Genomic DNA, 12,672 nt, shown 5'->3' on the forward strand with positions numbered 1-12,672 from the left:
CGATGGCATTGGCGATCCGCCAAGCCACGCCGGACGACGCCGCCACGCTGGCGGCGCTGGCCGCGGCCACCTTTACGGAAACGTTCGGCCACCTGTATTCGCCGGAAGACCTGCACGGGTTTCTCGACGAGCACTACACCGCGGCGCGGCAGCGCACGATCCTGCAGCATCCCGACTACGCGATCTGGCTGCTGGAGGACGACGGCGTGGCGGTGGGCCATGCCGCGGCGGGCCCCTGCGGCCTGCCGCATGCCGAGGTGCAGCCCGGCGACGGCGAGCTGAAGCGGCTGTACCTGCTGCGCTCGCACCAGAACAGCGGCTGGGGCAGCCGCCTGTTCGAAATCGCGCTGGCCTGGCTGGAACGCGAAGGCCCACGCACGCTGTGGATCGGCGTGTGGTCGGAAAACTTCGGCGCGCAACGCTTCTACGCGCGCTACGGCTTCGAGAAGGTCGGCACCTACGAATTCCCGGTCGGGCAGACCCGCGATCTGGAGTTCATCCTGCGTCGCGTGCCGCAGACGGCGTAGTCCACGTGGCGTGCCGAGTGCATGGCCGAACGGGCAGGGCTGGTGGCGGGACGCAGTAAACTGGCCACTCCTCCGTCCCTGACAGGAGATCGCCATGTCGCGACTGATGAAATGCGCCGCCGCCTTGCTGCCGCTGCTGGCCGCGTGCGCGCCAACCGCTTCATTGCAATCGGCGAGTAGTGGGCCGGCGGTGCAGGGCGATGGCCGCTGTCAGGCCGAGCCGGTGGCGTGGGTGGTCGGTCAGGTCGCGACCGAGGCGACCCTGGCGCGGGTCCGCCAGGAGAGCGGCGCCGGCCAGCTGCGGCCGATCGCCCCCGGCCAGGCGACGACACGCGACCTGCGCCCGGACCGGCTCAACGTGTTCGTGGATGCGTCCAATGCCATCGTCCGCATCACCTGTGGCTGAGGCCGGGCGCACGCTTGCCGCGGACGCCGCGGTCGACCCCTTGCCGCAGGTCCTGTTGCTGCATGGAATCTGGAACGGCCGCATCTGGCTCGGGCCGCTGGCCTGGCGCATGCGCCGCGATGGCTTCCGGGTCGCCAGCTTCGGCTATTCGACCGCGTTCGGCGGTGCCGAGGCGGCGCTGCCGCGGCTGCAGCAGCGGATCCAGCGCCTGGCGCAGCAGGGGCCGGTGGCGCTGGTCGGGCACAGCCTGGGCGGGCTGATCGCGCTGCAGGCCTTGCGCCAGGCGCCGCAGTTGCCGGTGACCCGGGTGGTGTGCCTGGGCGCGCCGTTGGCCGGCAGCGCGGTGGCGCAGACGCTGCTGCGACGCGGCCTCGGCGTGGCTCTCGGGCGCAGCGCGGCCTTGCTGCAGCAGGGTCTCGGACACTGGGACGGTCGCGCCGCGGTCGGCATGGTGGCCGGCAGCGTCGCGTTGGGGCTGGGCAACCGCATCGCCGCGCTGGGGCCGGAATCGGACGGCACCGTGGCCCTGGCCGAGACCCGCGTGCCGGGCCTGCACGACCATTGCCTGGTGCGCGCCAGCCATAGCGGCCTGCTGTTCTCGCCGCTGGCCGCGCGCCAGGCCGCCGCGTTCCTGCGCCAAGGCCGCTTCGCCGCCTGAGCGGGGCGCGTCGCCGATGCGGGCGCGGCGGCGCAATCGAGTAAAATCCGCCGCTTGTCCTTACTGATGTCCGGAACGCCCCATGGGTAGAGGCCCCTCGATCGAAGCCCGCAAGAACGCATCCGATGCGAAGCGCGGCAAGATTTTCACCAAGATCATCCGCGAGATCGGCGTCGCCGCGCGCGCCGGCGGCGGCGACCCGTCCAACAATCCGCGCCTGCGCGTGGCGATGGACAAGGGCCTGGCCTCGAACATGTCCAAGGACGTGATCGAGCGCGCGATCAAGAAAGCCACCGGCGAGCTGGAAGGGGTGGAGTACGAGGAGATCCGCTACGAGGGCTACGCGCCGGGCGGGGTCGCGGTGATCGTCGATTGCCTGACCGACAACCGCGTGCGTACCGTGGCCGACGTGCGCCACGCCTTCAGCAAGTGCGGCGGCAACATGGGTACCGAAGGCTCGGTGGCGTTCATGTTCAAGCGCCTGGGCGTGCTCAGCTTCGCCGCCGGTGCCGACGAGGAAGCCATCACCGAAGCGGCGATCGAGGCCGGTGCCGACGACATCGTGGTGTATCCGGAGGACGGCGCGATTGACGTGCTGACCTCGGCGGACGCGTTCCACGCGGTCAAGGACGCGATGCAGGCCGCCGGCCTGGCCGCCGACCACGCCGAGCTCAGCTTCCGTGCCGACAACGACATCGCGGTGGAAGGCGATACCGCGCTGCAGGTGCGCAAGCTGCTGGACATGCTGGAAGACCTGGACGATGTGCAGGCGGTCTATTCCAATGCCGATCAGTCCGCGTTGAGTGGCGGCTGAGATGGCGACGGCCGGGACTCGGGACGCTGCCGGGACTCGGGACCCGGGACTCGGGACTCGGAACAGCGAGGTGCCAGGACCTGACGGATCGTCGGCGCAGCCTGCCGCAGCCGTTAGCCCCGGCCGCGCTGCAGCGCCTTCGAGTCCCGAGTCCCGAGTCCCGAGTCCCGCCAAGGTCCGCATCCTCGGCATCGATCCGGGCTCGCAGCGCACCGGCGTGGGCATCATCGACATCGACGGCAGCGGCCGCACCACCCATGTCCACCACGCGCCGCTGCTGTTGCTCGGCGAGGGCGACTTCTCGCAGCGGCTGAAGCGCCTGCTGCACGGGCTGGGCGCGCTGATCGAGGAGTACCAGCCGCAGGAAGTGGCGATCGAGCGGGTGTTCATGGGCAAGAGCGCCGACGCGGCGCTGAAGCTCGGCCACGCGCGCGGCGCGGCGATCTGCGCGGTGGTGCTGCGCGATCTGCCGGTGCACGAGTACGCGGCCAAGGAGATCAAGCTGGCCATCGTCGGCAAAGGTGCGGCCGAGAAGCAGCAGGTACAACATATGGTCGGTCTGATGCTGAGTCTGACCGGAAAACTGCAGGCCGACGCCGCCGACGCGCTGGCGGTGGCCATCACCCATGCCCACGTGCGCGCCACCGCGCAGCGCCTGGGTGTCAGTACGCAACAGGCTTGGAGCAGGAAATGAGTGGAGCAGGGATTCGGGATTCGGGATTCGGGATTCGTAAGAGCGGGGTGCCTGTGCCTGCGCGCGGCTGTACCCAATCCCCAATCCCGAATCCCCAATCCCGGCGCCTCGCACGAGGCGCCCAATGATCGGCCGTCTGCGCGGCATCCTCGCCTACAAGCAGCCGCCGTGGCTGGTGATCGACGTGGGCGGGGTCGGCTATGAGCTGGAGGCGCCGATGAGCACCTTCTACGACCTGCCCGACGTCGGCCGCGACGTGATCCTGTTCACCCACTACGCGCAGAAGGAAGACAGCGTCTCGCTGTACGGCTTCCTGCGCGAGGGCGAGCGGCGCCTGTTCCGCGACGTGCAGCGGGTCACCGGGATCGGCGCCAAGATCGCGCTGGCGGTGCTGTCCGGGGTCAGCGTGGACGAGTTCGCGCGCATGGTCACCAGCGCCGACGTCACTGCGCTGACCCGCATTCCCGGCATTGGCAAGAAGACCGCCGAGCGCATGGTGGTGGAACTGCGCGACCGCGCCGCGGACTTCAGCGGCGGCGCGCCGGTCACCGGGCAGCTCGGCACCGATGCGGTGTCCGAGGCCACCGTGGCGCTGCAGCAGCTCGGTTACAAGCCGGCCGAAGCGGCGAAGATGGCGCGCGATGCCGCCGCCGACGGCGACGAGGTCGCCAGCGTGATCCGCAAGGCCTTGCAGGCCGCGTTGCGCTGACCGCGCGCCGTACCTCCTTCTTCACGCCTCGCGGCGCTAACCTGATCCCCACATGTCCACCACTCCCGCTCCGTCCCCCGGCTCCGGCCATTCGGCCGATGCCTCGCATGGAAAAGCCGGCTTTGCGCTGATCATCGGCGCCATCGGCGTGGTGTTCGGCGACATCGGCACCAGCCCGCTGTACACGCTCAAGGAAGCGTTCTCGCCGCACTACGGCCTGAGCAGCGACCACGACACCGTGCTCGGCGTGCTGTCGCTGGCGTTCTGGTCGCTGATGATCGTGGTCACGCTGAAGTACGTCACCATCATCATGCGCGCCGACAACGAAGGCGAGGGCGGCATCATGGCGCTGATGGCGCTGACCCAGCGCACCATGCGCAAGGGCTCGCGCTCGGCCTACGTGGTCGGCATTCTCGGCATCTTCGGCGCCTCGCTGTTCTTCGGCGACGGGGTGATCACCCCGGCGATCTCGGTGCTGGGCGCGGTCGAAGGCCTGGAGGTGGCCGCGCCGGGGCTGCATGCGTTCATCGTGCCGATCACCGTGGTGGTGCTGGTGATCCTGTTCCTGGGCCAGCGCTTCGGCACCGAGAAGGTCGGCAAGGTATTCGGCCCGATCACCTGCCTGTGGTTCCTGTCGCTGGCGGCGATCGGCATCTGGAACATCGTCGACGCGCCGGAAGTGCTGAAGGCGTTCAACCCGTGGTGGGCGATCCGCTTCTTCCTCGACCACGGCTGGCACGGGGTGTGGATCCTCGGCGCGGTGGTGCTGGCGGTGACCGGCGGCGAGGCGCTGTACGCGGACATGGGCCACTTCGGCGCGCGCCCGATCCGCCACGCCTGGTACTTCTTCGTGCTGCCGTGCCTGGTGCTGAACTACCTGGGGCAGGGCGCGCTGGTGCTCAAGCATCCGGCGGCGCTGAAGAACCCGTTCTTCGAAGCGGTGCCCGGCTGGGCGCTGTACCCGATGATCGTGCTGGCCACGCTGGCGGCGGTGATCGCCTCGCAGGCGGTGATCACCGGCGCGTTCTCGATCGCGCGCCAGGCCATGCAGCTGGGCTACATCCCGCGCATGCTGATCAAGCACACCTCGCACGACACCATCGGCCAGATCTACATCCCCGGCATCAACTGGCTGCTGATGGTGATGGTGATCGCGCTGGTGCTGATCTTCCGCAGTTCCACCAACCTGGCGGTGGCCTACGGCATTTCGGTGTCGGCGACGATGCTGATCGACACCCTGCTGCTGGCGCTGGTGGCGCGCGCGCTGTGGCCGCGCTGGCGCAACTGGGTGTTGCCGCTGTGCGTGGTGTTCTTCGTCATCGACGCCGCGTTCCTGATCGCCAACGGCGCCAAGCTGCTGCAGGGCGCCTGGTTCCCGGTGGCGCTGGGCATCGTGATGTTCACCATGATGCGCACCTGGCGCCGCGGCCGCGAGCTGCTGCGCGAGGAGATCCGCAAGGACGGCATCCAGATCGACAGCTTCCTGCCCGGGCTGATGCTGGCGCCGCCGGTGCGCGTGCCGGGCACCGCGGTGTTCCTGACCGCCGACGCGACCGTGGTGCCGCATGCGCTGATGCACAACCTCAAGCACAACAAGGTGCTGCACGAGCGCAACGTGTTCCTGACCGTGGAGACCCTGCCGGTGCCGTACGCCTCGGCCAAGCAGCGGCTGAAGATGGACGCCATCGGCGACGAGTTCTACCGGGTGATCGTGCGCTTCGGCTTCATGGAAACCCCCGACGTGCCGCTGGCGCTGATGCGCTCCTGCGACCAGGGCGGCATCTACTTCGACCCGATGGACACCACCTATTTCGCCAGCCGCGAGACCATCGTCGCCAGCGCCAACCGCGGCATGCCGATCTGGCGCGACAAGCTGTTCGCGGTCATGCACCGCAACGCCGCCCCGGCCACCGGCTTCTTCCGCATCCCCGGCAACCGGCTGGTGGAGCTGGGGGCGCAGGTGGAGATCTGAAGCCGCCTGCGGCGGCCGGGATTGGGGATTGGAGATTCGGGATTGGTCAAGGCCATAGCGCCGAAGCCGTCCTGCAGTCGATACTATTGCGCTACCAATCCCGAATCTCGATTCCCCAATCCCGGCTCTAAATGGACCGCATCATCGCCAGCAGCGCCACCCGCGAAGACGACGCGGTCGAGGCCAGCATCCGTCCCAAGCGGCTGGCCGACTATCTCGGCCAGCAGCCGGTGCGCGAGCAGCTGTCGATCTACATCGAAGCGGCCAAGGCGCGCGGCGAGGCGATGGACCATGTGCTGATCTTCGGGCCGCCGGGCCTGGGCAAGACCACGCTCAGCCATGTCATCGCCAACGAGCTGGGGGTCAATCTGCGCGCGACCTCCGGCCCGGTGATCGAGAAGGCCGGCGACCTGGCGGCGCTGCTGACCAACCTGCAGCCGCACGACGTGCTGTTCGTGGACGAGATCCACCGCCTGTCGCCGGTGGTCGAGGAAGTGCTGTATCCGGCGATGGAAGACTTCCAGATCGACATCATGATCGGCGAGGGTCCGGCCGCGCGCTCGATCAAGATCGACCTGCCGCCGTTCACCCTGATCGGCGCCACCACCCGCGCCGGCCTGCTGACCGCGCCGCTGCGCGACCGCTTCGGCATCGTGCAGCGCCTGGCGTTCTATACCCCGGAAGAACTGGGCAAGATCGTGCGCCGTTCCGCCGCCATCCTCGGCATCGCCTGCGACGCCGACGGCTGCGCGGAGATCGCGCGGCGCGCGCGCGGCACCCCGCGCATCGCCAACCGGCTGCTGCGGCGGGTCCGCGATTTCGCCCAGGTCCGCGCCGGCGGGCTGATCGACCTGGCCGTCGCGCAGGCGGCGATGCAGATGCTCGGGGTCGACCCGGAAGGCTTCGACGACCTGGATCGGCGCCTGCTGCGCACCATCATCGACTACTTCGACGGCGGACCGGTCGGGGTCGAGTCGCTGGCCGCCTCGCTGTCGGAAGAACGCGGCACCCTGGAAGACGTGATCGAGCCCTACCTGATCCAGCAGGGCTACCTGATCCGCACCGCACGCGGGCGCATGGCGACCAACAAGGCGTATCTGCACTTGGGCTTGCCGCCCAAGCGGGATTCGGGATTGGGGATTGGGGATTCGGGAGGGCTGTTTTGACTGATAGCCGCCAGGACACGCCTTTGCTCGGCGAATCCCGAATCCCGAATCCCGAATCCCGGCAGCTATTCAGTTGGCCGACACGCATCTACTGGGAAGATACCGACGCCGGTGGCGTGGTCTACCATGCACGCTACGTCGCCTTTCTGGAGCGGGCGCGCACGGAGTGGCTACGCGCGCTGGGCTACGGACAGGAACGCCTGCGCCTGCAGCACGATCTGGTGTTCGCGGTGCGCGCGATGCAGCTCGACTTCCTGCGCCCGGCCCACCTGGACGATACGCTGCAGGTCGGCGTCGCGCTGACCCAGTGCAAGCGCGCCAGCCTGCTGTTCGCGCAGTCGATCCATCGCGACGGCGAGCTGCTGTTGCGCGCGCAGGTGAAGGTGGCGGCGCTGGGCGCCGGCAATTTCCGCCCGCGCGGCATGGACGACGCGTTGTACGACATTTTGAAAGCTCTCGAAATCACTGAAGCAGCATTACTGAGGAACGACGGATGATCGCATTGCTCCTGGCCCTGCAGGACACGGTGGCGGAGGCGCTACCGCAGGACGTGACCCAGACCGCCGCGCAGGCCGTCGCCAGCACCGCCGCCCATGGCGGCATCAACTACCTGGATCTGCTGATCAAGGCCAGCCTGCCGGTCAAGGTGATCGTGCTGTTGCTGCTGCTCGGCTCGCTGATCAGCTGGGTGATCATTTTCCGCAAGGCGCGGGTGTTCAAGCAGGCCAACCGCGACGCGGACGACTTCGAGAACCGCTTCTGGTCCGGCACCGACCTGACCAAGCTCTACGCCGGGGCGGCCGACCGCAACCGCGTGGTCGGCGGACTTGAGGCGATCTTCGAGGCCGGTTTCCGCGAATTCACCCGCCTGCGCGACAAGCGCAAGCTCGACGCGCGCATCCAGCTGGAAGGCGCGCAGCGGGCGATGCGCGCCACCTATGCGCGCGAAGTGGACCGCCTGGAGCGCAACCTGGAACTGCTCGCCAACATCGGTTCCACCGCGCCGTACGTCGGCCTGGTCGGCACCGTGTTCGGCATCATGGTGACCATGCACGACATGCTCAACAGCGGCCAGCAGGCGGGCATCGCCGCGGTCGCGCCGGGCATTTCCGAGGCGCTGTTCGCCACCGCCATCGGCCTGTTCGTGGCGATCCCGGCAGTGTGGGCGTACAACCGCTTCACTACCCGGGTCGAGCGGATGGCGGTGCGCTTCGAGACCTTCTCCGAAGAGTTCAGCTCCATCCTGCAGCGCCAGGCCAGCGGCGACTGAGCGCCGCCGCGCGCTCCGCCCACGACCCCAGGATTCCCGCATGACTGCCGCCATTTCCCGCCGCAAGCGCCGCAAGCTCAAGTCCGAGATCAACGTCGTGCCGTACATCGACGTCATGCTGGTGCTGCTGATCATCTTCATGGTCACCGCGCCGCTGCTCAGCCTGAGCGTGGACGTGGACCTGCCCGATTCCACCGCGCGTTCGGTGGAAAGCAAGAAGGACCCGGTGATCGTCAGCGTCGACGCCGAGGGCCGCTACACGCTGACCCTGCAGGACGGCAAGCCGGAGAAGATCGGCGCGCCGGAACTGAAGGCGAAGATGCAGGCCTTCGTCGGCCAGAACAAGGATGTGCCGGTGTTCGTCGCCGCGCCCGGCAATTCCAACTACCAGCTGGTCATGGACACCATGGTCATGCTGCAGCAGGCCGGCGTTCCCAAGGTGGGCCTGATGAGCCAGCCCGGTACCAATGCACGCTGAAGCCGATTCCCGACCGCCCCGCGAACAGGACAGCGACCAGGGCCTGATCGTCGGCGTGCTCCTCGCGCTGGCCGTGCACGTGCTGCTCGGGCTGCTGTTCTTCCTTGCCTGGTGGTGGTCGCCGGTGCGCGAGGTGGAGCCGGCGGCCGGGTCGCCGATGGTCGAGGCCTCGCTTGTGGTCTCGGCCGCCGACGTGCGTTCGGCGCAGAAGGCGGTGCAGGACGCGCCCAAGCCCTTGCCCGAGCCGCTGCCCGAACCGGTCAAGGACGTCGCCGAGGACGACACCGTGCCGCCGCCGCAACCGGTGCCCGTGCCCAAGCCGCAGCAGGCGCCGACCGAGCAGCAGCAGAAAGCGCAGGACTTCATCCCGGTGCCGGACAAGGTCGACCAGGACCGCGCCAGCCGCACCGCGATCTCGCAGGAAAAGGAGAAGCAGGAGCAGGAAGCCAAGCGCCGCCAGGAGCAGATCGACCTGACCGAGCAGAAGCGCCAGCAGGAGGCCGAGCAGAAGCAGCGCCTGGCCGCGCAGCAGGAAGAGGAGCGGCAGAAGAAGATCGCCGACATCCGCAAGCAGCGCGAGCAGGCCGACCGCGAAGCCAAGCTGGCCGAGCAGAAGCTGCGCCAGCTGGCCGACGTGCGCGCCAAGCAGGCCTCGGCCACCGCCGCGTCCACGCCGCAGGCCGCGCCCGGTCAGAACGGGACCAATACCGATCTGTCGGCCAAGTACGCCGCGGCGATCCAGCAGGCCGTGCTGAGCCAGTGGGTGCGCCCGGATTCGGTGCCGCTGGGGCAGAAGTGCAAGATCGCGATCAAGCAGATCGTCGGCGGGCAGGTGATCGAGGCCAAGGTCAGCCCCGACTGTCCCTACGACGAAGCGGGCCGACGCTCGATCGAGGCCGCGGTGCTGCGAGCGCAGCCGCTGCCGTACCGGGGCTTCGAATCGGTGTTCGCGCGCGACCTGACCTTCAACTTCACTGCGCAGGATCGCTGAGAAGCCGGGATTAGGGATTCGGGATTGGGGATTCGGGATGCGTACGCCCCCTGTCCCGGGTCCAAAAAGCCCGCGTCCGGGCCTGGCGAGGCCCGGGAACTCCCCGGGCGGCGGTGCGATAGGCGATAATCCGCGCTTCCTGCCATCGGCTTCACATCTCGATGGTTCATGATTGCGAATACGTTCACCCGCGCATTGCTATCTCTTGCGCCTTCCCGAGTACCGCTGAGCGACCCATGAAGAAACTGCCGCGCTGGCTTGCCGTCCTGACTGCCCTGTTGCTCCCCTTGGCCGCGTCCGCGCAGGACAAGGGCCTGGAAATCGACATCGTCGGCGGCAACGCGTCGGCGACCCCGATCACCGTCGTGCCGATGCCCTACCAGGGTTCGGCCGCCGCACCGTCCACCGACGTGTCCGCGGTGGTCCGCGCCGACCTGGACCGTTCCGGCCAGTTCCGCAACCTGCCCGAGGCGCAGATCGTCGAGCGCCCGACCCGCGGCAGCGAAGTGCAGTACGCCACCTGGCGCGCGCTGAAGCAGGATTACCTGGTCGCCGGCCGGGTGATGGATGCCGGCGAGGGCACCTACCGGGTCGAGTACGAACTGTTCAACGTGGCCAAGGGCGAGCGCATGCTCGGCCTGGCGATGACCGCGCGCGCCAGCGCGATGCGCGACGTGGCGCACCAGATGGCCGATGCGATCTACGAGAAGATCACCGGCGTGCGCGGCGCGTTCTGGACCCGCATCGCCTACGTCACCGCCAGCGGCAAGGGCGGCGCCATGCGCTATGCGCTGATGGTCGCCGACTCCGACGGCTACAACCCGCAGACCATCGTGCGCTCGGCCGAACCGCTGCTGTCGCCGAACTGGAGCCCGGACGGCAAGAAGCTGGCCTACGTGAGCTTCGAGCGCGGCAACTCCTCGATCTACCTGCAGGACATCTCCACCGGCGCCCGCCAGTTGGTGTCCAGCTTCCGTGGCATCAACGGCGCGCCCTCGTTCTCGCCGGACGGCCGCAAGCTGGCCCTGGCGCTGTCGCGCAGCGGCAACCCGGAGATCTACGTGATGGACCTGGGCAGCAAGCAGCTGACCCAGCTGACCAACCACTTCGGCATCGACACCGAGCCGACCTGGGCGCCGGACGGCAGCAGCATCTACTTCACCTCCGATCGCGGCGGCCGGCCGCAGATCTACCAGGTAGCGGCGACCGGCGGCAGCGCCAACCGCGTGACCTTCCAGGGCAACTACAACGCCACCGCCAGCGTGTCCTTCGACGGCAACAAGATCGCCGTCGCCCAGGGCAGCGGCAACACCTACAAGATCGCGATGATGGACCGCAGCCTGGGTTCGCCGCGCTGGAGCACATTGTCTACGGGGTCGCTGGACGAATCGCCGAGCTTCGCCCCGAACGCCAGCATGGTCCTGTACGCCGCCCGCGAAGGCGGGCGAGGGGTGCTTTACGCGGTCTCGGCCGATGCCCGCGTGCGCCAGCGCCTGGTCCTGGCCGACGGCGATGTGCGCGAGCCGTCGTGGTCGCCGTATCGGACTGCGCGTTGACACGTAAGTTTGATGTTAATATTTCGCTGCGTTGAACCCCCTTTCGGCTCAGGAGCCATATAGGTATCCCCATGAACAAGACCACCCGCGTACTGCTTGTTTCGCTGTTGTCCGTTGCAGCTCTGGCCGGCTGCTCCAAGAAGGTCAAGGAAGTTCCCCAGACCGACACCACCGGCACCACCGGTTCCACCACCCCGACCGGCCCGTCGACCTCCGGCCTGTACGGCCCGGGCGATCTGGATACCGATGCTTGCCTGCGCCAGCGCGTGGTCTACTTCGATCTGGACCAGGACTCGCTGAAGCCGGAGTTCCAGGCGATCATGGCCTGCCACGCGAAGTACCTGCGTGACCGTCCGTCCTCGCGCATCACCCTGCAGGGCAATGCCGACGAGCGCGGTTCGCGCGAGTACAACATGGGCCTGGGCGAGCGTCGTGGCAACGCCGTGTCTTCGGCGCTGCAGGCTGCCGGCGGTTCGGCTGCGCAGCTGACCGTGGTCAGCTACGGCGAAGAGCGTCCGGTGTGCACCGAGTCGGGCGAGTCCTGCTGGTCGCAGAACCGCCGCGTCGAGATCGTGTACACGGCTCAGTAATAGATGCGTATCGGTGTCCTCACATCGATGATCGTCGCGGCGGCCCTGGTGGCCGCCGCGCCGGCTCATGCGCAGCGCGCAAGTCTTGCCGATCGCGTCTCCGCGCTCGAGCAGCAGGCAATGAACACCCAGGGCAACACCGACATGCTGAACCAGCTCAACCAGCTGCGGACGCAGGTGCAGTCGCTGGAAGCCACGATCGAGCAGTTGCAGCACGATAACGAACAACTCAAGCAGCGCGCCAAGGACCAGTACCTGGACCTGGACGGTCGCCTGAACCGGATCGAGGGTGGCGCGACGCCGCCGTTGCCGCCGGCTGGGGCTGCCGCACCCGCCGCTTCCGCACCCGCTGCCAAGCCGGCTGCCGCCGTTTCCGAACGGCCGCCGTCGGTGCATGGCGACGCCGGCACGCTCGCCGCCAGCGGCGACGAGCGCACCAGCTACAACGTCGCCTTCGATGCGCTGAAGGCCGGCAAGTACGCCGACTCGGCGAATCTGTTCCAGAGCTTTCTCGAGCTGTACCCGAACGGCGTCTACGCCCCCAATGCCTTGTACTGGCTGGGCGAGAGTTATTACGCCACCAAGAATTTCCCGCTGGCCGAGGCGCAGTTCCGCGACCTGATCGGCCGCTACCCGACCCACGACAAGGCCTCCGGCGCCCTGCTCAAGCTGGGCCTGTCCCAGTACGGCGAAGGCCGCGCCCAGGATGCCGAGCAGACCCTGCAGCAGGTGATCAGCCAGTATCCGGGATCGGATGCCGCGCGCACCGCGCAGGACCGCCTGCAGTCGATCCGCATCGGCCAGCAGTTGCGCTGAGCCCCCGAACGCTGCCGCCATCGTC

15 protein-coding genes are annotated in these 12,672 nt (G+C 68.3%); all 15 read left to right on the forward strand.

Annotation, left to right across the window (positions count from 1 at the left end):
* Positions 1-2: 2 nt before the first annotated feature.
* The 15 genes from HEP75_RS05785 (at position 3) to ybgF (ending at position 12,647) form a co-directional block, all read left to right on the forward strand.
* Positions 3-527, forward strand: a complete 525-nt coding sequence (locus tag HEP75_RS05785; protein WP_185825765.1) for a GNAT family N-acetyltransferase — start codon at positions 3-5, stop codon at positions 525-527.
* A 94-nt stretch (positions 528-621) separates the two neighbouring features.
* A complete protein-coding gene (locus HEP75_RS05790; RefSeq protein ID WP_185825766.1) occupies positions 622-933 on the forward strand; it encodes an I78 family peptidase inhibitor in 312 nt (103 codons plus the stop codon).
* Positions 926-1,591: an alpha/beta fold hydrolase gene (locus tag HEP75_RS05795; protein ID WP_255424012.1), complete on the forward strand. Its 666-nt coding sequence runs from the start codon at positions 926-928 to the stop codon at positions 1,589-1,591. Before HEP75_RS05790 ends, HEP75_RS05795 begins: the two co-directional genes overlap by 8 nt.
* Positions 1,592-1,673: 82 nt before the next feature.
* Complete coding sequence (locus HEP75_RS05800; RefSeq protein ID WP_185825768.1) at positions 1,674-2,405, forward strand: YebC/PmpR family DNA-binding transcriptional regulator; 732 nt, start codon at positions 1,674-1,676, stop codon at positions 2,403-2,405.
* Between the two features lie 181 nt (positions 2,406-2,586).
* Positions 2,587-3,099: a crossover junction endodeoxyribonuclease RuvC gene (gene ruvC, locus HEP75_RS05805; protein ID WP_185816517.1), complete on the forward strand. Its 513-nt coding sequence runs from the start codon at positions 2,587-2,589 to the stop codon at positions 3,097-3,099.
* A 124-nt stretch (positions 3,100-3,223) separates the two neighbouring features.
* Complete coding sequence (gene ruvA / locus HEP75_RS05810; RefSeq protein WP_179566538.1) at positions 3,224-3,808, forward strand: Holliday junction branch migration protein RuvA; 585 nt, start codon at positions 3,224-3,226, stop codon at positions 3,806-3,808.
* A 52-nt stretch (positions 3,809-3,860) separates the two neighbouring features.
* Positions 3,861-5,780: a potassium transporter Kup gene (locus HEP75_RS05815; RefSeq protein WP_185825769.1), complete on the forward strand. Its 1,920-nt coding sequence runs from the start codon at positions 3,861-3,863 to the stop codon at positions 5,778-5,780.
* A gap of 131 nt (positions 5,781-5,911) precedes the next feature.
* Positions 5,912-6,946 carry a Holliday junction branch migration DNA helicase RuvB gene (ruvB, locus tag HEP75_RS05820; RefSeq protein ID WP_185825770.1) on the forward strand — a complete coding sequence of 345 codons (1,035 nt, stop codon included), beginning with the start codon at positions 5,912-5,914 and terminating at the stop codon, positions 6,944-6,946.
* Between the two features lie 23 nt (positions 6,947-6,969).
* A complete protein-coding gene (gene ybgC, locus HEP75_RS05825) occupies positions 6,970-7,443 on the forward strand; it encodes a tol-pal system-associated acyl-CoA thioesterase (protein WP_185825771.1) in 474 nt (157 codons plus the stop codon).
* Positions 7,440-8,216, forward strand: coding sequence for a protein TolQ (tolQ, locus tag HEP75_RS05830; RefSeq protein WP_003478956.1), 777 nt, complete (start codon positions 7,440-7,442; stop codon positions 8,214-8,216). Before ybgC ends, tolQ begins: the two co-directional genes overlap by 4 nt.
* Before the next feature lie 40 nt (positions 8,217-8,256).
* Positions 8,257-8,694 carry a protein TolR gene (gene tolR, locus HEP75_RS05835; protein WP_058362287.1) on the forward strand — a complete coding sequence of 146 codons (438 nt, stop codon included), beginning with the start codon at positions 8,257-8,259 and terminating at the stop codon, positions 8,692-8,694.
* Positions 8,684-9,685, forward strand: coding sequence for a cell envelope integrity protein TolA (tolA, locus tag HEP75_RS05840; RefSeq protein WP_058362288.1), 1,002 nt, complete (start codon positions 8,684-8,686; stop codon positions 9,683-9,685). The genes tolR and tolA overlap by 11 nt, the downstream gene beginning before the upstream one ends.
* 236 nt (positions 9,686-9,921) lie before the next feature.
* Positions 9,922-11,241 carry a Tol-Pal system beta propeller repeat protein TolB gene (gene tolB / locus HEP75_RS05845; RefSeq protein ID WP_185815574.1) on the forward strand — a complete coding sequence of 440 codons (1,320 nt, stop codon included), beginning with the start codon at positions 9,922-9,924 and terminating at the stop codon, positions 11,239-11,241.
* A 71-nt stretch (positions 11,242-11,312) separates the two neighbouring features.
* A complete protein-coding gene (pal, locus tag HEP75_RS05850) occupies positions 11,313-11,831 on the forward strand; it encodes a peptidoglycan-associated lipoprotein Pal (RefSeq protein ID WP_185822497.1) in 519 nt (172 codons plus the stop codon).
* A 3-nt stretch (positions 11,832-11,834) separates the two neighbouring features.
* Entirely contained in the window at positions 11,835-12,647 is an 813-nt protein-coding gene (ybgF, locus tag HEP75_RS05855) for a tol-pal system protein YbgF (protein WP_185815576.1), read from the forward strand.
* The last annotated feature ends 25 nt before the right edge of the window (positions 12,648-12,672 follow it).

This window comes from Xanthomonas sp. SI (assembly GCF_014236855.1).
Classification (GTDB): Bacteria; Pseudomonadota; Gammaproteobacteria; order Xanthomonadales; family Xanthomonadaceae; genus Xanthomonas_A.